The 22,378-nt window shown below is 42.9% G+C and carries 21 protein-coding genes; 14 read left to right on the top strand and 7 right to left on the bottom strand.

Annotated features, from left to right (window positions below; genetic code table 11):
- Positions 1 to 104 precede the first annotated feature (104 nt).
- The 3 genes from CSUNSWCD_RS07105 to CSUNSWCD_RS07095 are packed head-to-tail and all read right to left on the bottom strand — an operon-like array spanning position 105 to position 3,054.
- Positions 105 to 1,040 (bottom strand): 3'-5' exonuclease, encoded by a 936-nt coding sequence (locus tag CSUNSWCD_RS07105; RefSeq protein WP_009495205.1) that lies wholly within the window; start codon positions 1,038 to 1,040, stop codon positions 105 to 107.
- Positions 1,037 to 1,684 carry a ribulose-phosphate 3-epimerase gene (rpe, locus tag CSUNSWCD_RS07100; protein WP_009495204.1) on the bottom strand — a complete coding sequence of 216 codons (648 nt, stop codon included), beginning with the start codon at positions 1,682 to 1,684 and terminating at the stop codon, positions 1,037 to 1,039. The genes CSUNSWCD_RS07105 and rpe overlap by 4 nt, the downstream gene beginning before the upstream one ends.
- 11 nt (positions 1,685 to 1,695) lie before the next feature.
- Entirely contained in the window at positions 1,696 to 3,054 is a 1,359-nt protein-coding gene (locus CSUNSWCD_RS07095) for an STAS domain-containing protein (RefSeq protein WP_034964598.1), read from the bottom strand.
- A gap of 209 nt (positions 3,055 to 3,263) precedes the next feature.
- On the opposite strand from CSUNSWCD_RS07095, the gene rpmB reads away from it, so the two are divergent.
- The 6 genes from rpmB (at position 3,264) to CSUNSWCD_RS07065 (ending at position 9,508) form a co-directional block, all read left to right on the top strand.
- Positions 3,264 to 3,455, top strand: a complete 192-nt coding sequence (gene rpmB, locus CSUNSWCD_RS07090; RefSeq protein WP_034964570.1) for a 50S ribosomal protein L28 — start codon at positions 3,264 to 3,266, stop codon at positions 3,453 to 3,455.
- 27 nt (positions 3,456 to 3,482) lie between these two features.
- A complete protein-coding gene (locus tag CSUNSWCD_RS07085; RefSeq protein WP_081585286.1) occupies positions 3,483 to 4,607 on the top strand; it encodes a potassium channel family protein in 1,125 nt (374 codons plus the stop codon).
- A gap of 180 nt (positions 4,608 to 4,787) precedes the next feature.
- The gene (locus CSUNSWCD_RS07080) at positions 4,788 to 5,012 is read left to right on the top strand and encodes an HP1242/YdcH family protein (RefSeq protein WP_009495199.1); all 225 of its coding nucleotides are present in this window, start codon (positions 4,788 to 4,790) and stop codon (positions 5,010 to 5,012) included.
- A gap of 672 nt (positions 5,013 to 5,684) precedes the next feature.
- On the top strand, positions 5,685 to 7,778 hold the full coding sequence (locus tag CSUNSWCD_RS07075; RefSeq protein WP_009495196.1) for an RNA degradosome polyphosphate kinase: 2,094 nt from the start codon (positions 5,685 to 5,687) through the stop codon (positions 7,776 to 7,778).
- 330 nt (positions 7,779 to 8,108) lie between these two features.
- A complete protein-coding gene (locus tag CSUNSWCD_RS07070) occupies positions 8,109 to 8,720 on the top strand; it encodes a LysE/ArgO family amino acid transporter (protein WP_009495193.1) in 612 nt (203 codons plus the stop codon).
- 104 nt (positions 8,721 to 8,824) lie between these two features.
- Positions 8,825 to 9,508: a hypothetical protein gene (locus tag CSUNSWCD_RS07065; protein ID WP_009495192.1), complete on the top strand. Its 684-nt coding sequence runs from the start codon at positions 8,825 to 8,827 to the stop codon at positions 9,506 to 9,508.
- A 191-nt stretch (positions 9,509 to 9,699) separates the two neighbouring features.
- On the opposite strand, the gene CSUNSWCD_RS07060 is transcribed toward CSUNSWCD_RS07065, so the two are convergent.
- Both CSUNSWCD_RS07060 and CSUNSWCD_RS12015 read right to left on the bottom strand, forming a co-directional pair.
- Complete coding sequence (locus tag CSUNSWCD_RS07060; protein WP_009495191.1) at positions 9,700 to 12,051, bottom strand: molybdopterin-dependent oxidoreductase; 2,352 nt, start codon at positions 12,049 to 12,051, stop codon at positions 9,700 to 9,702.
- 11 nt (positions 12,052 to 12,062) lie between these two features.
- Positions 12,063 to 12,158: a twin-arginine translocation signal domain-containing protein gene (locus tag CSUNSWCD_RS12015; protein ID WP_425277330.1), complete on the bottom strand. Its 96-nt coding sequence runs from the start codon at positions 12,156 to 12,158 to the stop codon at positions 12,063 to 12,065.
- Between the two features lie 297 nt (positions 12,159 to 12,455).
- On the opposite strand from CSUNSWCD_RS12015, the gene CSUNSWCD_RS07055 reads away from it, so the two are divergent.
- Complete coding sequence (locus tag CSUNSWCD_RS07055) at positions 12,456 to 13,160, top strand: metallophosphoesterase (RefSeq protein ID WP_009495190.1); 705 nt, start codon at positions 12,456 to 12,458, stop codon at positions 13,158 to 13,160.
- Positions 13,161 to 13,162: 2 nt separating this feature from the next.
- Here the strand turns inward: CSUNSWCD_RS07055 and CSUNSWCD_RS07050 are convergent, their stop codons facing one another.
- The gene (locus CSUNSWCD_RS07050) at positions 13,163 to 13,522 is read right to left on the bottom strand and encodes a hypothetical protein (protein WP_009495189.1); all 360 of its coding nucleotides are present in this window, start codon (positions 13,520 to 13,522) and stop codon (positions 13,163 to 13,165) included.
- A 344-nt stretch (positions 13,523 to 13,866) separates the two neighbouring features.
- Positions 13,867 to 15,843 (bottom strand): excinuclease ABC subunit UvrB, encoded by a 1,977-nt coding sequence (uvrB, locus tag CSUNSWCD_RS07045; protein ID WP_009495187.1) that lies wholly within the window; start codon positions 15,841 to 15,843, stop codon positions 13,867 to 13,869.
- 67 nt (positions 15,844 to 15,910) lie between these two features.
- Here uvrB and CSUNSWCD_RS07040 point away from each other — a divergent pair, with 67 nt between their 5' ends.
- The 7 genes from CSUNSWCD_RS07040 (at position 15,911) to CSUNSWCD_RS07005 (ending at position 22,106) form a co-directional block, all read left to right on the top strand.
- The gene (locus CSUNSWCD_RS07040; protein WP_002946661.1) at positions 15,911 to 16,144 is read left to right on the top strand and encodes a hypothetical protein; all 234 of its coding nucleotides are present in this window, start codon (positions 15,911 to 15,913) and stop codon (positions 16,142 to 16,144) included.
- A gap of 7 nt (positions 16,145 to 16,151) precedes the next feature.
- The gene (locus CSUNSWCD_RS07035; RefSeq protein ID WP_002946662.1) at positions 16,152 to 16,376 is read left to right on the top strand and encodes a hypothetical protein; all 225 of its coding nucleotides are present in this window, start codon (positions 16,152 to 16,154) and stop codon (positions 16,374 to 16,376) included.
- A gap of 131 nt (positions 16,377 to 16,507) precedes the next feature.
- A complete protein-coding gene (locus tag CSUNSWCD_RS07030; RefSeq protein WP_034964562.1) occupies positions 16,508 to 17,011 on the top strand; it encodes a type II secretion system protein in 504 nt (167 codons plus the stop codon).
- A gap of 362 nt (positions 17,012 to 17,373) precedes the next feature.
- Positions 17,374 to 17,787 carry a type II secretion system protein gene (locus CSUNSWCD_RS07025; RefSeq protein WP_051990310.1) on the top strand — a complete coding sequence of 138 codons (414 nt, stop codon included), beginning with the start codon at positions 17,374 to 17,376 and terminating at the stop codon, positions 17,785 to 17,787.
- A gap of 415 nt (positions 17,788 to 18,202) precedes the next feature.
- Positions 18,203 to 20,056 carry a primosomal protein N' gene (locus tag CSUNSWCD_RS07015; RefSeq protein ID WP_034964594.1) on the top strand — a complete coding sequence of 618 codons (1,854 nt, stop codon included), beginning with the start codon at positions 18,203 to 18,205 and terminating at the stop codon, positions 20,054 to 20,056.
- Between the two features lie 442 nt (positions 20,057 to 20,498).
- On the top strand, positions 20,499 to 21,131 hold the full coding sequence (locus CSUNSWCD_RS07010; protein WP_009495184.1) for a DUF417 family protein: 633 nt from the start codon (positions 20,499 to 20,501) through the stop codon (positions 21,129 to 21,131).
- A gap of 231 nt (positions 21,132 to 21,362) precedes the next feature.
- Positions 21,363 to 22,106 (top strand): DUF4272 domain-containing protein, encoded by a 744-nt coding sequence (locus tag CSUNSWCD_RS07005; RefSeq protein WP_034964557.1) that lies wholly within the window; start codon positions 21,363 to 21,365, stop codon positions 22,104 to 22,106.
- Positions 22,107 to 22,378 lie beyond the last annotated feature (272 nt).

The following is a 22,378-nucleotide window of genomic DNA, read 5'->3' as shown; positions in this document are numbered from 1 at the left end:
AAATTTTAAAATTTAAATAAACGGCGAAAGTTAAATTCGGCAAATTTAAAAGTCTAATTTTTTAATTTTTGAGTAGTAGAATTTACGGCAAATTTGAGCTAAATTTACTTCTCAAATATCGGAAGTTTCGGCTCTTCTGCTTTTTGTATTTGACCGCCGACGTTTAAATTTTGCGCATCATTTGCGGCGCTCAAATTTTTATTGTCGTCCAATTCATCAGCCTGCACAGCACCGTCAAATTTGACCGGCTCGCTACCTTCGTTTGTAGTGATTTTTAGTCGTTTTATTGTTTTAGCTGATTTGCTAAACTCTATTAGATCCTCGGTCGTTTTTACTTCGGCGGGGAGTTTTTGCAGGGAATATTTAAAAATTTCAGCCGCCGCGATAGCATCGTTTAGCGCTCTGTGGTGGGCGTTATTTATATTTAAAACTTCTTTTAAAGCGCCAAGACCGTATTTGGGCGAAACGATAGTGCGGCGGGCTAGATCGATCGTGCAGAGCTTGCGGTTTAGCAGCTCGCCGTATCCTAGCGCCTCCAGCGTCGCGCTGATAAAGCCGTAGTCAAAGCGAACGTTGTGCGCCACAAAAACGCTCTGACCTAAAAAGACTTTAAACTGCTCCATGACGAAGGCTAGGCTAGGCGCGTTTTTTAGGTGTTCTGCGGTGATTCCCGTTAGCTCGCTGATATTTTCCGGGACGTATGGCGCGTACACGAATGTTTCAAATTTGCCGATTATTTCGCCGTTTTGTAGCTTTAGCGCGCCGATTTCTATGATCTGGCCGCTATTTATACTGCCGCTAGTTTCTATATCTATGACGCAAAAAATTTGATCTTTTATTTCATTGCGCCGCGTTTTTAGCTCGATTTGGTTTTTTGCAGTGCGGGTTATGTCAAGGCCCAGCGCGCGCCACATCTGTACGTCGCGAACATCAAAAAGCTCGGAGTATTCGTCCATTTGCTTAGTTGCAGCGACAAAGTCCGCGTAGGCTACGTTTCGCTTGGCGATGACGGCTAGTAAATTTTCAAAATCTTGGTTCAAAACTCGAGCTTTAGCGAGCGGATAGAGTGCTCGTATGAATTTGACGAAAATATATAACTGCCCGCCACGACGATATCTACGCCCGCTTCATCGAGCTGCGCGACGTTTAGTCCAGTCACGCCGCCGTCTACCTCGATCATGCACTTTGCGTTTTTGCGTTCGATCATTTCACGCAAGCTGCGTACTTTTTCGAGTACCGAAGGGATAAACTTTTGCCCGCCAAAGCCAGGATTTACGCTCATTAGTAGCACCATGTCGATCTCGTTTACGATGTGCTCGATCGCCCAGACCGGAGTATGTGGGTTTAGTACGATTGCAGGTCCCGTGCCGTGGCTGCGGATGTGATCGATTAGGCGTAGCGGATGCTTTTCTTCCTCGATGTGAAAGCTTAAAAATTTAGGCTTCAAAGGCAAAAAAAGATCTGCAAAAAATGTGTTATTTTGTACCATTAGGTGAATGTCTAAGGGCTTTGTAGCGGCTTTTGCGACGGCGTTTACGACTACGGGGCCGATGGTTAAATTTGGTACAAAATGCCCGTCCATCACGTCTACATGCACAAGATCGGCTCCTGCCTCGCAGATGGCCTCGATCTCAGCCTTTAAATTTCCAAAATCAGCCGATAAAATACTAGGTGCTACATACATTTGCTTGTCCTTTATTTGCTTAGAAAAAATATTGCATCCATGCCGTCGATATCGAGCTGCACTAGGACGCCTTTATTTTTTTTGTCTTCATTCTTAATCTCTTCAAAAATGTGCGGCAAAGTAAAATTCGCCTCTATTTTTTGACTCTTTAACCATACTTCTATGCGGTCAGAGATAACGCTAAGCACGTCAGCATAGGCTTCTGCTATGCTTGCTTCGCTACCTTCTTGTAGTAAAATTTTGCATATTTTGTGAACGGCGTATCTTTCGATACAGAGGATAAATTTGGCGTTCATTTTCCCATAAAAAGCTACCGAGCCCATGCAAAATTTATCTTCGTCGCAATCAAAATTTGCTATCTCTGTACCGCCGCGGGAAACCGGCAAATTTGATAAAGAGGCTAGGGTATCCATTACCACTTTTAAGATATCTGGCAAAAAATCTATCAAGTCTTTAGTTATATTTTTTGGTTTTTCGACTTCAACGCTACCGCCGCCCTCTATTGTTGCATCATCGTTAAAAAAATCTTGAATTGTATCATAAAGTAGTATCCCGCAGTCTTCTAGGTCGTGAAGAAGGGCTTTTGAGATACTTGGTTTTTTTAGTCCGCACATAGCTATAGTTGCACCGCTATCAGCACATTCCATTGCAAGCTTGGCTAAAAATGATACGCCGTGAATGTTTATAAGGCTTGATTTTTTCATGTCGAAAACAAAAAATTTAAAGCCGATTTTTAGTGAATGTAAAAAACTTTTATATGCGAATTTGTTGGCAAATTCAGAGTCTATAAAGCCGTTTATCTCATAAACGACGACGTTTTCTTTGAGGGTAGTAGATATTTCTTTTTTGTTTGATTTTACGTCGGTTAGATGTATGGCGTATTCGTATTTTTTGTGCAATTGATTAAATTCATCTTCGTCTTTTGCGATAACTGGTTTATATCCGCGTCCTGATAGCATTAGTGCGATTTGGCGTTTTTGCTCAATATCGGCATTAAAAACGATGATTTGTTTACTTTCAGATTCAAATGCTCCCCAAAATAGTAGCGCAACATTTAGAGTCTCAAAAAAAGATAAATTCAAAACATCCTTAGACATTCTTTTTAAAGCTTTAAATTTTATCTCGTTATAGTCGCAAAAACCAATATCTACGCTGTTATCCTTTGCTGTTTTTAATACAGATTCAAGGACTAGATTAAAGCCTACTTTATTAAAATAAATAACGTTTTTAAGAGATATTAGGATATGGCGCGGAGTTTTTTGGAGTAGATATTTTATGCTTGATTCGCTGATTTCGTATTTATTGATATCGCCATCCAAAAAGCCGGAAGGATAAAATATTGCTACGTCGTCTTTAAAACTTAACCTCATAAGATGAAACAAAATTCCTGAAAATTGATTTTTTGTAAAACTTGACCTATGAATTTTTAAAATTTCAATGTATTTAAATTTTGTTATTCTAGCTTTTTTATCCATAAATTCAGTTTAAAAAATAACATGTTTGTAAAAGCAGCTTTAAGCTTTTATTTTGTTTGTTTTGGATAAAATCAGCAGAAATTTTTATTTTTAAGGAAACAAATATGTCAAGAGTATGCGCAATAACAGGCAAAGGCCCCATGGTTGGTAATAATGTCAGCCACGCGAAAAACAGAACAAAAAGAAGGTTTTTGCCAAACCTAAGAACTGTCCGCGTTACGCTAGAGGACGGCACTACGAGAAAGATTAAGGTAGCTGCATCTACGTTAAGAACGATGAGAAAACAGTCACGCTAAATTTGCCGTAAATTTGAGGAGTTTTCTTTGTTTAAAAAGATTTTAAAATTCCTCAACTGGTCAAGTTCTGCTAAACCTCAAATCAACCTCAATACTGAACTTTACGAACAACTTCGCCCATTTCGTTTACCACTCATCTTAGTCGTTTTGATGATGATGATTGGAGCTATGGGCTATGTTACAATCGATGGTTTTAGCTTGATAGATGCGATTTATCAGGCTGGTATGACTTTTACGACCGTCGGATTTACTGAGGTCGCACCTATTTCCCCCGCTGGACGGCTTTTTACCATCACGTTTATTTTACTCGGTTTTGCCGTTTTTACTTTTTCTACGGGTTTGATGCTCGAAGTTTTAAAAAAAGGCGCACTCGTAGCAATCATAAAGGAAAGACGAATGCTATATAAGATCGCAAGGTTAAAAAACCATTTTGTCATCTGCTATCACAATCAATACACAATGGAATTAAGCCGTGAATTTAGGGAAAATCATATCCCATTTATAGTAATTGATCCTCGCGAGGATCTGCCTGAGATCGCTGAAAAGTATAAATACCCATACTATATAATCTCTCAACCTCACACGCAAACTGCGCTTTTGAAGACTCATTTTTCAAGCGCAAAAGGCATGATTACGTTAAGTCCAAACATTGCAGACAATATTGCTCTTATCGCAACCGTAAGGTTGTTTGAAAAAGAGATCGGGCGCAAAAAACCGTATTTTATAATGACGAACTCCGATAGTCAAGACGATACTGAGCGCCTAAAAAAGCTTGGTGCAAACAGCGTGGTGAGCCCATCAAAGCTTGTCGCTCAGCGTCTCAGTGCGATGAGCGTACGCCCGGATATGGAAAATTTGCTTGAGCAGTTTTTATACAAACAAGACTCACCGATCGATATCGAGGAGATATCGGTACCGGATTACTCGTGGGTCCGCTTTAAGCGCCTAAAAGAAACTAACTTGCGAAATATAACAAACGCCGACGTGGTTGGCATTAAAGACGTGAATAATAAATTTATCCCGATGCCAAAGGGCGATACGCTAATTGGTACTGGCACGAAGCTATTAGTTATCGGCACTGGCGAATCGATACGCCTAACCAAGCGTGTAATAAAAAGCAGACATAAGCCAGAAGAGCTAAAATACGTTTAAATTTAGTCTCAAATTTAAAACTACTTTCAGCTTTTATAAATTTTTAAGCCAATTATAAGACTGGATAAATTTTGCTCTAAATTTTTGCCAAGTCGCCGCAAATACGGCATGTTTTTAACCATCTCTTAAAATAATATTCGATAAAATTAAATTAAAATTTAATCCATAAAAGGAGCAAATATGTTTCATGAAGATAGAGAGCTTATAACTAAGCTAAAGGGTTCAAACGCAAGATTTACTGCACTTTTTGACAAACACAACGACCTAGACGAAAAGATCGCTGAGATACAAAAAGGCAACGTTTATAATGACGCCGAAGTAGATGCTCTAAAGCGCGAAAAACTTAGATTAAAAGATGAAATTTACGCTTTTTTGGCTGAGTACAAAAAAGAGAACAATCTTTAATTAAATTATGGCGGACGACTTGCTCCGCCATTTTGCTTTATCTCTTCTTATTTTTTATTTTCATCTAAAAACTAGAATAAATTTATCGCTTTTATATATTTTAAATTTAAAAACAATATTGTATAAAATTTGCAAATTTTGATAGCATCAGGTTGGTTTCCTACAGAATTTAAATTCTAATTATTAAAATTTATAGATTGTTAAATTTTGACTTTGTAAGCGTTTGATATGAAATTCTCTGTAGTATTTTGAGTTATAAGGCAAAATACTGATATAGTGATAAATTTGATTAAAGTTGGCTTTAAATTTGACTACAAAGACTTGGTCAAATTTTTATTTTTTGCTAAACGTTCATAATAAAACTTGAGTACGAGAAAATAAAGTTGCAACGAGTTGAATATTGAGGTATACGCACTTTGAATTCGGTGCAGGCTTATCTGGAAGCGGTTATTGTTGCAGTGCTTTACATCGAGATTTTCTTTAAAACCCAAAAAACCGCCATTCCGACGCATAAAATAATAACCGCCCAAATATATTCCATTATATTTCCTTGCCCGATTTTTGAAGTTAAATTTGTTCTTAGTTTATTATAGCACAAACTTACTATTTTTAGAAGGGCTATGATTTAAGAGAAAATACGCTAAAATCTATAAAACATCAAAAGGATAAAAAATGGATGATAACAATAGTGTTTTTATTAACCGCGAGCTTAGCTGGCTGCGCTTTAACTCGCGCGTTTTAGCCCAGTGCGAAAAGGCGTTGCCGCCGCTTGAAAAGCTAAAATTTATCGCGATTTATATGACGAATTTGGATGAATTTTACATGATCCGCATCGCAGGGCTTAAACAGCTTTTTGCCGCAGGTGTCGCAGCTAGCGGTAGCGACGGCATGAGTCCTCTCGAGCAGCTAAGAGAGATCAGAAAATACATCAAAGACGAGCTCGCGCTCGTAGAAAAGCACTATAAAGACGCACTAAGAGAACTCGCGCAAAGCGGGCTTTTTATGAAAAATTACGACGAAATCCTGCCTGAGCTTCGCGCTAAATGCGACGAGTATTTTTTCTCAAACATCCTGCCCGTCATCGTGCCTATCGCGGTTGATGCCACGCATCCGTATCCTCACCTAAATAACCTTAGTTTTAGCTTAGCCGTTAAGCTTGCCGATGCGGATAGTCCCGAGATTATAAAATTTGGCATGATACGTATCTCGCGAGTTTTGCCGAGATTTTTTCAGGCTAGCGACAACGTCTATGTGCCGATAGAAACGATCGTGCACCGCCACGCGGAGGAGATTTTCCCAGGATACAAGCTACTTAGCTCGGCGGCGTTTAGAGTTACCAGGAACGCCGACATCGTCATCGAGGAGGAAGAGGCGGATGATTTTATGATGATCCTCGAGCAGGGGCTAAAGCTACGCCGAAAAGGCGCGTTTGTGCGCATGCAGATACAAAAGGATGCAGACCCCGAGATAGTCGAGTTTCTAAACTCGCACATGAAGATTTTTTATAAAGATATCTACGAGTACACCGTCCCGCTCACGTTAAATTCGCTCTGGCAAATCGTGGGAAATAAAGAATTTTCCCACCTCTGCCTGCCGCCGTACGCGCCAAAGACCCTGCCGCCTTTTAGCAGCCACCTATCGATGTTTGACGTTATCGACAAAGAGGACGTGCTGGTAGTGCATCCGTATGAGAGCTTTGATCCTGTCGTGCAGTTTATCAAAGAGGCGAGCAAGGATCCGCGCGTGATCTCGATCCGCATGACGCTCTACCGTGTCGATAAAAATTCGCCTATCATCCAGGCCCTCATCGACGCCGCAAACGACGGAAAGCAGGTAACCGTGATGGTCGAGCTAAAGGCGAGGTTTGACGAGGAAAACAACCTGCACTGGGCAAAGGCTCTAGAAGATGCCGGCGCGCACGTGATATACGGCATAACGGGTTTTAAGGTGCACGCAAAAGTGAGCCAAGTCATACGCCAAGAGGGCGGCAAGCTCAAATTTTACATGCATCTATCCACCGGCAACTATAATGGCGGCTCGGCGAAAATTTACACCGACGTGAGCTATTTTACGAGCAGAGCGGAGTTTGCGAGCGATACGACGACGTTTTTTCACATACTTTCGGGCTTTTCTAAAAACCGCCGTTTGCAGACGCTCTCTATGTCGCCGATGCAGATAAAAGAGCGCGTGCTAGATATGATAAAGACCGAGACCACGCACGGAGAGCAAGGTAGGATCGTGGCCAAGATGAACGCGCTGGTAGATGGCGACATCGTGGACGCGCTGGTAAAGGCTAGCAGCGCGGGCGTAAAGATCGACCTCATCGTGCGCGGTATCTGCTGCGTGCGCCCCGGCGTGAAGGGCTTAAGTGAAAATATCCGCGTGAGATCGCTTATCGGCAAATACCTTGAGCATGCTAGGATATTTTATTTTAGGCATGCCGAGCCTCAAATTTACATCGCCTCCGCCGACTGGATGCCGCGAAATCTCGAGCGCCGCCTGGAGCTCATGACGCCGATAATTGATAAAAATTTACAAGAGCGCTTGCTCGAGTTTTTGCGCTTGCAGCTTAGCGATAACGAGCTGGCGTTTGAGCTGCAAAACAGCGGCGAATACGCCAAAGTAAGGCCAAAAGAGGGTGACGCGCGCATAAACTCGCAAGAGGTGCTCGAGGAGTACGTGAGCGGGATATATAAGGCGACGAAAAAGGATACCGATAAGGGAAAAAGCGAACAGATGGTGGCTAAGCTTTTGAAAGAAAGTTAAGCGGCTCGTCTCGCGAGCGCTTTTCCGAGATTTTACAAAATTTTCGCTCCGCAGGCTATATGCCTAGCGCACGCTCAATTTTGCTTCAAAACTCGAAAAATCGTCTCGCGATACTTCGCCTTATCGTTTTACATTTAAATTTGAAGTCGATTTGTAAATTTCGGTTTCAAATTTGACCCACCGAGACCTGCACCTTGATGCTGCTAAAATTTGACTCACAAATTTACAGAGATCTCCGCATGTCGCAAATTTCACTTCGCCGAGCTTTTGTTGTACGCATTTTGGCTAAAATTTTAAAAATACCGAAATACGCCAAATTTAAGGGATAAAATGAACTCTTTTAACGCCTTTTTCTCTGGTTTTTCTCTTGGGCTCTCGCTGATCCTTGCCATCGGAGCGCAAAATGCCTTCGTGCTAAAACAAGGCATCAAAAAACAGCATATTTTTCTAGTTTGCATTATCTGCGCGCTTAGCGACGCCGCGCTGATCTTTGCGGGCGTATCGGGGTTTGGCTACGTGGTAGAGCGCTATCCCGTCATCAAAACCGCCGCGCTTTGGGGCGGATTCGTATTTTTGAGTATTTACGGGCTACGCAGTCTTTATAGTGCCTTTAGCGCCTCGCATGCGCTAATGGCTGGCGGCGAGGAGACGCACGGAGCGGCTAAAACCGCACTTCTAACGCTAGCTTTTACGTGGCTAAATCCGCACGTTTATCTTGATACGGTCGTACTACTTGGCTCGGTCTCTACGAAATTTGGCGAGAGCGCAAGACTTTTTGGCGCGGGTGCGATGTGCGCGTCGTTTGCGTTTTTCTTTTTACTCGGATACGGGGCGAGATTTTTAGCGCCGCTATTTAAAAAGCCCGCCGCATGGAAAATTTTGGAGTTTTTTGTCGGTGTTACGATGATAGCGCTTGGCGTGATGCTAGTCGTCGGCGAGTGAGGGCGTTTAAATTTGACGCGCATTTTAGCTTGCGCGTATTTTGCAAGTAAAATTTAATGCTTGCGGCAGTAAAATTTCGCAAAATTATGTTTACAGGAGAAGCGATGAAAAAGCTGATTATTTTTATGATTGCACTGATATTTTGCGGGTGTGGCATAGCATCAAAAGGCGACGGAAGCTCAACTAGCGAAAATTTACATATAGCCAGAAAGGTTGCGATAGATGTTGCAGGCGGGCAGATCAAATTTAACCAAGAGGCTCACGAAAAATTTTGGCGAAATTTAAATGCGTCAAAAATGCGTTTACCGAGCAAATTTAACCCATATATCAACGCTGATAAGGATGCGCTGGACTGGATAAAGGTCGATGCCTATGCTATGATAAATTTGAACACAGAGTTTTTAAAATCTGTCCTTGAAACTTCAAGAAATGGGACGGTAACTAAGACCGATAAATTTAAGGCCTATGAGAAAAACATTGAAAAACTAGCTCCGAGCGTGGCTACTTATGCGACCGAGCAGCAGTATAAATCAAAAATGATTATAAAGGATATAATTGCTAAATATGCCGACGAGCTAATAGATTGCGTAGGTGTAGATAAATTTAGTCTTTCTCAATATGCTATGCGGATTATTAAAATCAGCGATAACGGGATGACGGTGTATTTTGATTTTGAGGGCGTCAAATTCCGCGATCTAACTAGAGATGGCGTGGATGCGATTTTGAAGGGCTTGGAATACAGAAAAGACAGTCTAGATAAGCTTTTCGACAAAGATTATCGTCAGTAACCGCTAAAATTTAGTAAAATAAAGGATTAAATTTACTTCATCGGCGACGTTCACGGCTACTGCAAAACTCTTTGCCTATGATAGATTGCTTCCCATGTGGTGATGATTCTAAAATTTGCTTCGTGGACGATATGGTAGACCGCGAAGATGATAAACATTAAAAACGGCGGAGCCTAAACCCCGCCGCAAATTTAAGCGCCTATGATTTTTGGTTTAGAAAACGCTCTGATAGGCCTTATCGCGCCTTTATATTTTTCGACTTGGACTAAATTCGTATGCGCGATATTGCTTTGCGCTAGCTTGCTAATGCCTTTGTCTTTTGTGAGCACGTTTACGCATCCGTGCTGGCACAGGCTCTTTTTGCCGTAGACTTCAGGATCGTACCATGCGCCTTCGCATACGATTACGACGTCGTCTTGGGTTATGTCGCTCACTATCGCTCCGCACAAAATTTCGCCTCTGTCGTTAAACACCCTAACCACGTCTCCCGTTGCGATGCCGCGTTTTTTGGCTGTGCTTTGGCTGATAAATATCGGCTCTCTGCCGTTTACTTCGGCGTATTTTCTAACTATGGAGTTATCTAATTGAGAGTGTAGTCTGAGGCGGGAGTGCGGAGTATTGAGCGCAAGTGGATATTTCTTTGTTTTTTCTTTATCGCCGAGCCACTCGGTAGGCTCAAACCATGCCGGATGCCCAAAGGAGTCGTCGTATTTCATTTTTGCGATGACGGGCGAATAAATCTCGATCTTTCCCGACGGCGTTCCAAGTCTAAATTTATTTGGATTTTTTCTAAAATTCGCAAATCTAGTGTAGTATTTTTTCTCTTCGTCTTTTTTGTCGAATTTTACGTATCCTTTTTCCCAAAACTCGTCAAACGTAGGTAGATTATCGTATCCGAGCGCTTTGGCTTGATCCATGGCGTCGGCGAAAATTTCTTTTATCCACTCCATCTCGGTCTTGCCTTCGGTAAATACCTCTTCCATGCCCCATCTCTTGCAAATTCCTTTGCAAATTTCAAAATCGCTCCTGCTTTCGCCCATAGGCTGGACGGCTTGTTTTATGGCAAAGATATACTCGCCCGTAGCGTTTGACTGCTCTATGTCGTTTCTCTCAGGCTCGATAGCTGCGGGCAGGACTATGTCGCTAAGCTTAGCTCCGCTAGTCCAATAAGGCTCTATGGTTATCACGGTATCGAGCTTTTTCCACGCTTGTACCGCGCGGTTTATATCCTGATGTCTCGTAAATATCGATCCGCTGGCGCTTACGGAAACTCTCATGTGCGGGAGTTTGTAAATTTCGCCGTTTCTTTGCATCTCTTGGCCCGGATTTAGGAGCGCATCTATTATTCTACTATTTGGCATGACGTAGCCTTTGTTTTTTACCCAAGGGCTATCTTCTTTAGTATATTTTTCGCTAGGAACCAAGCTCAGGCCTTTTAGAGCCGGTGCTATAAAGCTTTCCGTGCTGGTTTTGTGTTCCTGATCGCAAGTCATAAAGCCGCAGCCCTCTTTGCCTATGTGTCCTAGCATCGAGGCTAGAGTTGTGAGCGCCCAATACGACTGCTCTCCGTGATCTTGTCTTTGGATGGCAAAACCGCTTATTATCAAAGACTCGTTTTTGGCTAGCGACATGCATAGCTCCTCTAGCTTTTTGACGCTTACGCCGCAAATTTTGCTAGCCCAGTCTAAATTTTTAACTACATTGTCGTGAGTGCCTAGAAAATAATCTTTAAATTTATTAAATCCAACGGTGTATTTGCCTATAAAAGCTTCGTCGTATAGTTTATTTTCGTATAGATAGTGGTACATGCCTATCATCATGGCCGTATCGGTTCCCGGCACCACGCCTATAAAGTCCGAGTTTAGATACCTGATCGTGTTGTTTTTATATGTATCTACGGCGTAAATTTTCTTTTTGCCTTTTGCATTCATATCTTTTAGCTTGGCATACACTTCGTAGCCCTCGTGAGTAGGAGCGCCTACGCCTATTTCATTGGTTACTACGGGGTTGCTTCCCCAAAATACTATCGTTTTAGCAGACTTTAGTACCGCTTCCCATTTCGTAGGAACTTCGTTTGGCTCGATAGTTCCGATAACGTAAGGCATGATAACGTGACCGGCGCCATAGGAGTAGTTGCCGTCTTCTGAGACGAAGCCGCCTAGTATCGTTAGCATCCTTCTAGCCGTAGCTCTACCCCAGCTGACTTTACCGCTGCCGCCCCACCAGTAGCACTCTCCGTAGATACTCTCGGAGTCGTATTTTTCAAAATTTTCTTTTAGAACTTTTGCGGCTAGATCAAGCGCCGTATCCCAGCTAACTCTTACGAATTCCTCCTCGCCTCCAAGCTCGGGTTTATTTGGTCCTTTTTTCTCCAAATAACTCTTTCTAACGCAAGGATACAGTACTCTGCTTTCGTTTTGGACGCAGTCTGCGACGGCGTTATTTAAAGTGCTTGGGAATTTATCCGCCTCAAAAGGATCTACGCTAGTTATCTGTCCGCTGACTACGTTTGCGTAAAACGGACCGAATCTATATTTGCGCAAAAAACTTTCTTCTAGTCAAAAAGCGTCTGAGTGACGCCCTCTATTCTGTTGGCTTGCAGGCTGACGCCGGCTAGTGCGCTAAGCTTTAAGAAATTTCGTCTTTTCATTTTTTCTCCCTTGAAATGAAATTTAGTTATCTCGTCTTTGGTGTTTCGCTAAATGCACTCTCGGCCAAGCCTACGACTAAATTTGAATTCGTCGGCGTTATTTATTAAACCTCCTTTAGTTATAAAAATTAATTTTGTAGTTATATGATATTATAAGAGATAAAGAATAAAAAGTATATAAAAAATGTGATTTTAGTAGATATTGTTTGGTTTTAAGCGTATAAGAGCGTGAAATCGACTGTAAAATTTATAAAAAATGGCTAAAATTTGAGCCAAATTTAAGATAGGCAAATAAAAATGTTAGATGATTATGGCGACCAAATTTATCTTATCGGCGACGTTCACGGCTGTTATAAAACCCTCTGCGCACTTATAGATCGCTTGCCGCGCGGTGCTGATTCTAAAATTTGCTTCGTGGGCGATCTGATAGACCGCGGCGAGGGGAGTTTTAAGGTCGTGCAGTTAGCGATGCAGCGAGGCTACGCGGCTGTGATGGGCAATCACGAGTACCGCCTTTTGCAACACAAAGACGCATTTTTACGCGGCGAAATGCCTAACGATCCGCGCTGGTTTTTTCTAAACGGCGGTGCGCAGACCTTCGCCTCCTACGCCAAAGCTAGCCGCGCCCAAAAGCTCGCGCACATAGAGTTTTTGTCAAATTTGCCGCTTTATTTGGAATTTCATGAGTTTAAAAACGCGCAGGGCAGGCGGCTAGTCGTATCGCATTCGGCGGCCGGGCGGATGTGGCCGCTGCGCAGCTCGGACGGCGAGAGCGCGGCGGAGTTTAGGCGGCACGTGCTTTGCAGTAGAGGCGATTTTAGCCAAAACGATGGCATCTTTAACGTCTACGGTCATACGCCGATCGCTGAGCCTGACATCACGAATTTTAGCGCAAATATCGACACGGGCTGCGTCTATAAGCATAAATTTGGCCATCTTTGTGCGCTTGAGTTTCCGAGCATGCGGGTATTTATACAGGAGAATATCGAGGAGGGCGGGTGAGTTTACTGAGCTAAAATTTCATCGTAGCTTTCTTTGCTATTAACTATTTCATTATCTATAAAATCACAACTTAGGCGCAAAATTTTACCATTCGAAAACATGTTTCTGATATGTGCCGCCAGGATACCTGCATCTTTGTCGTTTGGGCAAGGTATCCTAAAAACAACTCCCGTTTCTATGTCGTCTACAAAATTTGTTTTTTTGTTTAGATTTTGATATAAATTTCTTGTTGTGATTCTAACCGCAGATCCATAGTACTTGCCGTCAAGCGTACACTCTGCTAGCGTTTTTATTAAGCCACCTTTTATATCATAGATGGAGGCAAAATTATGTTTGGCAATTTTTATCTCTTCTTTTGTCATTTATGGACTCCTTTTGTGATTAAAATTTTGCTTTTTACAAATACGTCATATTTTAGTAAAAATTGGCTAAATAAATTTTGTGTCATTTTTAAAATTTGGAAGTAAAATTTAGTGCTAAAATTTAACCAAATAAAATTTGGATTTTCAAGATGCGGGTCTCGGTGGGTCAAATTTGAAACCGAAATTTACAAATTTAATTTCAAATTTAAGCGAAAAAAGATAAGGCGAAGTGTCTTGTGATGAATTTAAATGTTGCGACGAAATTTTCGACCGAAGATAGAACATATAGTTCATCGAGGGAGAAAATTTCTAGCTCATTTAAAGGCGCGCAAGAAACGAGCCGCTCACAATTTACGTATCTTGGCGATCTCATCGCGCAATGCCGCCGCCTTCTCAAATTCCAGCTGCGCCGCCGCCTCCAGCATCTGCTTTCTTAGCTCTTTGATTATGCTCGCTCGCTCAGCGGCAGGCATTTTTTCCAGATTTGCGCCTTTTCTTAAGATCTCCGTGCCGTCCTCGACGTGCAGACTCTCCTCGATATTTCGGCTGGCCGAGCGCGGCGTGATGCCGTGAGCGCGGTTGTACTCCTCTTGCATCTTGCGGCGTGCCAGCGTCGTATCCATCGCTTCTTGCATTGATTTGGTGATCTTTTTGGCAAACATCAGCACCCGTCCGTTTACGTTTCTAGCCGCACGCCCCATCGTTTGGATTAGGCTCGTCGTAGAGCGTAAAAAGCCCTCCTTATCGGCGTCCATGATGGCTATGAGGCTAACCTCTGGCAGGTCAAGTCCCTCTCTGAGCAAATTTATACCGATGAGCATATCAAACTCGCCGCTACGCAGTCCACGGATGATCTCGTTTCGCTCGACGGCGTCGATATCGGAGTGCATGTACTTGACCTTGATACCAAGTTCGGTGTAGTAGCGGCTAAGCTCCTCGGCCATCTTTTTGGTGAGCACGGTGACTAGCACGCGTTCGTTTCTCTCGATCGTTTTTTTCGCCTCGTCAAATAAAATTTCCACCTGATTTTCGCTATCTTTTATCTCGATTAAGGGATCAAGCAGTCCCGTCGGACGTAAAATTTGCTCGTAAACGTGACCTTGGCTCAAATTTATCTCGTATTCGTTCGGGGTCGCCGAGACGAAAAGAAATTTGGCGCGTTTGTTTATAAACTCGTCAAATTTGAGCGGACGGTTATCCAGTGCTGAGGGCAGGCGAAAGCCGTACTCCACCAGCACCTCTTTACGGCTGCGGTCGCCTGCGTACATACCGCGAAACTGCGGCAGGCTCACGTGGCTCTCGTCCACGATGACTAGGTAGTCCTTGCCGCCAAGCTCAAAATAATCAAACATCGAGTATGGCGTCTCTCCGGGCTTTTGTCCCGTTAGGTGTCGCGCGTAGTTTTCGATGCCTTTGCACATGCCCGTGCTACTCATCATCTCTAGGTCAAATTCCACTCGCTGTTTTAGGCGCTGGGCTTCGACGAGCTTGCCTTGCTCGTTAAATTCTTTTAGCCGCTCCGCCAGCTCCTCCTCGATCTGCTTTATGGCGATTTTTAGGCGGTTTTCGCCCACGATAAACTGGCTGGTCGGGTAGAGGATGAATTTTTTCAGGTCGTGTCTTTTTTTGTTTTCCAGCACGTCCAGGCTATACATCGTCTCGATCTCGTCGCCGAAAAACTCGATCCTAAACGCCTCGTCGTTAAAATACGCGGGATATACGTCCACCACGTCGCCGTTTACGCGAAAGTCGCCGCGGTCAAAATAAACGTCGTTTCGCTTGTATCCCATATCCACTAGCTTTTGCAGTAGCGCGCGCTGGTTGATTTTATCGCCGACGTTTAGGTATGCGACCATGCCTTTGTATTCGCTAGGATTACCCAGGCCGTAGTTGGCCGACACCGACGCCACGCACACGACGTCGTCAAAGCTGAGCAAACTCGCCGTCGCAGAGAGGCGCAGACGCTCGAGTTCTTCGTTTACGGAGCTGTCCTTTTCGATGAAAAGGTCTTGACGCGGGATGTAGGCTTCGGGCTGATAGTAGTCGTAGTAGCTGATGAAATACTCCACGTGATTTTTAGGGAAAAAGCCTTTAAATTCGCTATAAAGTTGTGCGGCGAGGGATTTGTTGTGCGTCATGATTAGAGTGGGCATATTTAGCTCACGTATGACGTTTGCCATCGTAAATGTCTTGCCCGAGCCCGTGACGCCTAGAAGCGTTTGATATTTGTTTCCTGATTTTACGGATGCTACGATATTTTGGGCTGCGCGGGCCTGATCCTCGCTTGGGCTAAATTTGGACGAAATTTCAAAATTTTTCATTTTTTACCTTAAAAACCAGCTTTTTTTGTTACAATTACGTAAAATTATACCAAAACTAAGGAAAAAGATGTTTGATAACGATAAAGTACTAAACACCCTAACCGACAAGGTAAACGACCTGCTAGCTAGATATAACGAAATCTGCGAAGAAAACGAGTCTCTACGCAACGAACTAATCAGCGTCAAAGCCCAAAACGAAGCAAAAACAAACCAAATCGCACGCCTAGAAGAAGATCTGAGAACCAAAAATACCGAGAGCGACGACGTTATCCGCAAGATCGAAGCGGTACTGGGAAAATAAGCAAACGATGAAAAAAATAACGGTAAAAATAGCTTCCACATTCTACAACATCAGTCTCGAGGACGACTTTGCCCAAAATTTTGAAAAAGAGTGGGAGACCTTTACCGGAGGCAAAAAATATCTCGACGTCAAAGAGCTACTAAGCGCCTTTGTCCAAAAATGCTATGAAAACTATCAGCAGGAGCGCGATCTGCGCTCTTTGGCTCAAAAAGTAAGTAAAGAAATAAGTTAAAATTTATTATATATTACTTTTTTACACGCGTTTATACAAAAATCTTTCTTTTTAATGTGTTTTTAAGCTAATTAACTATATAATCCCGCCGACTGCATAAGTGTATGCAGAATAAACACAAGGAGTCTCGTATGAGAAAAGGTTTTACAATGATTGAGTTGATCTTCGTGATCGTTATTTTAGGTATTCTAGCTGCTGTCGCTATCCCAAGACTAACCGCAACTCGCGATGATGCAGAGATAGCAAAAGCTGCGACAAATCTTACAACATTGATTAGTGATTTAGGTGCTTTCTATACTTCACAAGGGGAATTTAGTCCAAAATTAAGTGGTATGACAAATGTTCAGCTTGCTGCAGGCGGAGTCGGCACTGCTGATGATATCGTAGCTGCCGGTAAAAGATGCATAAGAGTTACTTTGGTGCCAAATGTTGATGCTACTACAGGCAAACCAGCTCATTTAAGAATACAACAAGGTGCTGATAATTCTGCTCCAGTATGCCAAAAAGTGATAGCTAGCAAAAGCGTCGATGCTTTACTTAAGAGCAAATTCTCATTTTCGCACAAACAAACAGGTGCTGTTATAGATAGCGGTGCAGGCGAAGTCGCAATCAGCGGTATAAACGTTAAATTCTAATTTGCTTAGAGTTTTTGTTTAGAAATGCTCAGTGAAACCCAAGTTTTGCCTCAGGTATAGACTTGGGTTTTTGTATTTATACGGTTATTGTTTTATTTGTAGGCAATACAGAATAGTTAATTGTTGATATGTAAGTATAGATATATCAAACAATATAAAAAGATTATGACAAACGTGCTAGATGCATATATAATAGTGCTAATGTTGCATTAAGCGGCATTTGTTATCCATTTGATTGCGATTTTAGAATAGAATTTGTTTTTATAAGCAATACGCATGAGTATGCTGTGACGAGAATAAACCCAAGCGTCACCGCAGATGAGCATTATGTTGTTTTCGCGTATTGTAAAAGGAGTGGTGGCGTGAGACGTGGTTTTACAATGATGGAACTTATTTTCGTGATAGTTATTGTAGGTATATTGGCCGGTATCGCGGTACCAAAATTATTTGTTACTAGAGATGATGCTGTCTTGGCAAGAGCTAGATCGGATATAGCTTCTATAAAAAGTGCAGTTATGAATGCGTACAATACAAATATGCTAACAGGTAGTTTTACTTACCCTGCACTTGAAAAGACAGGTAGCACGACAGGGCTTCTCTTTGAAAACGTTCTTCAAAGCGGCATAAAAGTCGATACAAAGAGCGGGTGGTCAAAGTCTGGAGATAAGTATAAATTTACTCTCGGAGGCAAGTCTACCGAATTTACGTATAACATAGCCAACGGTGCTTTTACTTGTCCTAAAACCGATAGCCTTTGTACGGCCTTAACGGAGTAATGTTTTATTGTAAAGTAACTAAAATTAGCTTAGTTTTAAAGTTGCTTGTTTGTCGTTCTTTGTTTAAAATTACACAATTTACCCAAAATTTAATTAACATCAAATACCAAAATAGTGTCGGCTGTAACCACCCAATTATAGCCGACTTTTTTTCTGCAAATTTATTTAACGAAATATTCAAAGATTTTATTGTTAAAGAATATGCGAGTATGTATAAAACAAAAATACAAATTTTAAGTATTAAAAATATTCTAGTCAATGCTTTTTCTGCAAATATAATGAGTGTAAATTGGATTTTTTTAGCGCATAATATCTGTAGTGGATTTTTTGATAGTACTTTGCGGATAATTATAATTAATAAGCATAGTTTGTTTTGCTGTGAGACGAAAGATAAGTAGTGTTCGATACTAATGAAATAAAATACTATGAAATTTTACTAAGCGGACTAAGGTTGGAGCCGCTAACGTACCATTCGACCGAAATTTTATATCCTTTTCGCGCCGTTATAGTGGAAATTAGAGGCAAAAAGGCTTTAGGATATGTTTTGAGGCAAGTCGGCGAGCCGAGCTTTAAAACGGCTGAGATTTCTGAAGTTTGCACGCAAAAATTAACTAAAATTCAAATTGCTCTTTTAAATTTTATTTCTCGCTATTACGTTGTAAACTACTCTTTAGCAGTAGATATTTTTACTCCGTCGGATGAAAACGTAGGTATCATAAAGCACGAGCAAAGCGATTTTAAAACTCCAAATCTAAATGCAAATCAACAAGATGCGCTAAATTTTGCAAAGAGCCATAAAACGAGTTTGATTTTCGGCGATACGGGAAGCGGTAAAAGCGAGATTTATTTTTCGCTTATCCGCGAGTATCTGCTAGCAGACAAACAGGTTTTGCTTTTGATGCCGGAAATCTCGCTTACGCCTCAGATGACAAAGCGACTAAAAAGCTATTTTGGCGAGAAATTTGGCGTATGGCACTCAAAAATAACGCCGAAAAAGCGCTGCGAGATCCTGCAAAAATTTCAGAGTCGCGAGATAAATTTGATCGCAGGCGCGCGCTCGGCGCTGTTTTTGCCCTTTACCGAACTTGGGCTCATCATCGTCGACGAGGAGCACGACGACAGCTACAAATCTGCTCAAAATCCGCATTATAACGCCCGCGACCTCGCGCTATTTTTAGCAAGCAAATTTGACGTCAAAGTCGTGCTAGGCTCGGCCACGCCAAGCGTCGTGAGCTTTAAAAAGCAGCCGCATTTTAGGCTGAGAGGAACGTTTTTTAAAAGCGAGAAAAAATTTACCTACGACGAGAGCGAGACGGGGCTAAGCGATGTGATCTTAGGCGAACTTGCGGCGAGTTTTGTGGGTGGTAAGCAGGCGGTGGTCTTTTTGCCGACGCGCGCGAACTTCCGCTATCTGTCGTGCCGTGAGTGCGGCAGCACGATAAAGTGCCCGTTTTGTAGCGTCGGGATGAGCTTTTACAAAAAGCGAAATCTGCTAAAGTGCCAGTACTGCGGTTTTACAATGTCTGCGACATGCTCGTGCGATAAGTGCGGCAGCGAGATGATCGAGGCGAAAAAAATCGGCACCGACGAGCTAACGGAAGCCTTGCGATCGGCGTTTCCCGCGGCTAGGATCGAGAAATTCGACCGCGACGAGATCACGACTCAAAATAAGCTCGAAAAGACGCTAAAAGCCTTTAACGCGGGCGAGATAGACGCGCTAGTCGGTACGCAGATGTTAAGCAAGGGGCACGACTACCACAACGTGGATCTTGCCGTCATCATGGGTGTAGATGAGCTACTAAATTTCCCTGATTTTCGCGCTCGCGAGCGGACACTGGCGCTGGCAATGCAGGTAGCGGGCAGGGCTGGTCGCTCGGGCGAGGGGCGCGTGGTCGTGCAGAGCAGGCAGCGAGAGTTTTTTGAAGATTTTATAGCGGACTACGATGCGTTTTTGGACGAGGAGATTCTTGCTAGAGAGCCGATATATCCGCCGTTTTCTAGGCTTTTGCGAGTTATCGTTAGCGACAAAAGCGAGCAGGTGGCAAAGCAAAGACTTGAAATTTGCGTTGCCGAGCTCGAAAATTTGCGCGCCGCTGAGTCTTTGCTCGAGATCGTCGGACACGGCAAGTGCGCGATCGAGATCCTTGGCGGTAAATACCGTTTTGAGATTTTACTGCGCTGCATCTCTCACGCTCCGCTTATAAAAGCTGCTCGCATCTGCGCCGCGCATGGCTTTGACGTCGATATGGATCCGATAAATTTTTCGTAAATTTGATTTCTTTTTGTTTGATTTTCGATGTTTAGTTTGGGCACCGCAAAAGCGTCTTAAATGTTTTGCAAGGTTCGTAAAATCAAATTTCACATTCGGCTTGGTGTCAAAATTTCAGCTAAAACGAGCTAGTTTTGGTTTTGGCGGCTAGAGATCAAGTCTTAAATTTAACGCAAGTTTTACTATTAATCCACCCATATATACTAGCCAAATCTACTAAATAGTCTTTAGTGTGTTTTGGCAGCTATTTGCGGATAAAGATATTATGAATTTAAAATCTTACTTAAATCAAAACTAAAATGTAATTAAAGTTTCCATTTATGATAATGCTTATCTTTTTAAGCCGAATTTTATATGATTTATATATAATCCCGTTATAATTTTATATAGCTTTAAATATACAGTCTAATTAAAATTATAAAAATCACCCTAAAGGAACTTAATGCAAAAATTTTTACAAGCCCTAGCAGGCTCGCAAAAATATTTCGTAAACTACGTTAGCGTCGCGATTTTCATCGTGATGGCGTGGATAGGCGGACTCAAAGTCGTGCAATACGAGGCTGACGGCATCGTGCCGTTTGTAACCAACAGCCCGTTTTTTAGCTATATGTATAGCAAAAAAGATATCGTAGATAACGGCAAGGGCAAAATGGTCGCCGAGTATAACCTACATAAAAACCCGGAAGGCTTGGTCGTGCCTAAAAACATCGAGTGGCACAAACAAAACGGTACTTACGCGGTTTCGTACCTGATCGGCGCGATCATCTGCACTATCGGCACGCTCGTGCTGCTTGGCATTTGGTTCCCTAAACTAGGGCTTATCGGCGGGCTGCTGACGTTTGGCATGTCTATCGTAACGCTTAGCTTTTTGATAACGACGCCTGAGACTTGGGTGCCAAATCTAGGTAATCCAGCACTTGGCATCACTGAAAGCCCTAATCACGGATTTCCGTACCTATCAGGCGCTGGACGACTGGTGCTAAAAGATATAATAATGTCTGCTGCGGGGCTAATCGTAGCCTCAAATGCGGCGCGCAGGATTTTGGAGTGCTGCAAAAGCTGCTCGGCTAAGTAAAATTTGCAGATTTTAGCGAGCGGTAGGCTTTTAGGCGACTCGCCGCTCGCGGCCGTTTTTCTCATCTCTACTTTTTACTATCTCGTTAGAAATTTACTTTGCTTTTTCAATATATACCAAATCAATTTTATCCGTTTGCTTGCTCGTTAAATTTAGCAAACCGTATCCGCGTAAAATACTGCCGTAAGCGGAGATTTGGTAAAATGCAACCCTAAATTTAAAGGAGAAAATATGGCATTTTTCGATTTTTTCAAAAAAGGCGGCAAAAATAGCGCAAACGCCGCAAAAATCGGCAAGACCGCGCAGGAGCGCAAGGATATAAGCATCGAAATTTTAAAATCGCAAGGCGTGCCTTTTATAGACCATTTGCCGCTACGATACGAGACGGGCGAGGTCGCGCCGCGCGAAAAGGACGAGGTTGTCGCCCGTGCTATTTGCTCGTTTGCCGCGATAATGTGCGCTTGCACTATCAGAGATAACGGCGAGTTAACCGACGAAGACAAGCAGGGCACGAAGGACTTTTTAAGCAACCGCTTTGGGTGCATAGACAAACTCACGCGCATGGAGCGCCGCGTCATAGAGGGCGAAGCGAGCTACGACGAGGCCGTAAATATGGGCTGGAAATACGAGTCGCTGTGGGCGCTGATGTGGGCCATGGGTCTCGTAGAGGAGCTCGGCTTCCCAAACGACATCTGCGACTGCAAATTTGTGATGGATACTTTTGTCAGCGGCGATTTTTCGGGGCGCGTAAAAATGCGGGGCACTGATGAAATCTTGCAAGCGCTTGATCTCATCTACCGCTACCACTGGGCATGCGTCAATGCCCGCGTGAACGGTACTAAAAGCGCAGGCCTTGATGAAGAGGTCGTGATGGAGAGACGCGGCGGGCTAGAGTGGCTGTGCTGCAAGGGGGCAGAGAACGATAATCTGACGGATGAGTATAACGCGTGGGATTATCCTGATTTGAACACATGACGCGTTGTCTCTTGCGCGCTTTTTATAGAAACTTCGGCTATGCCGCCGCTTCGCTAGTTTTGTGGAGCTGATAAAATTTCGGCTCGATGAACCACATGTTCTATCTATGCCGAAATTTTATCTCACTTCTGCTTGCAGCTGCGAGCTTGCGAAGCAGACCCCAAAAATCATCGCAAGATACCGCCGCTTATCACTTTTCATACAAATTTTAAAATTTCGTTATCTATAAATGTTTTTGCATCGTCGCCTCGCCTTTTTGTAGCAAAGTCTTG

The sequence above is a fragment of the Campylobacter showae CSUNSWCD genome (assembly GCF_000313615.1).
Taxonomy (GTDB): Bacteria; Campylobacterota; Campylobacteria; order Campylobacterales; family Campylobacteraceae; genus Campylobacter_A; species Campylobacter_A showae_A.
Note: the sequence above shows the minus strand (reverse complement) of the source record. Positions and strands in the feature narration are given on the sequence as shown.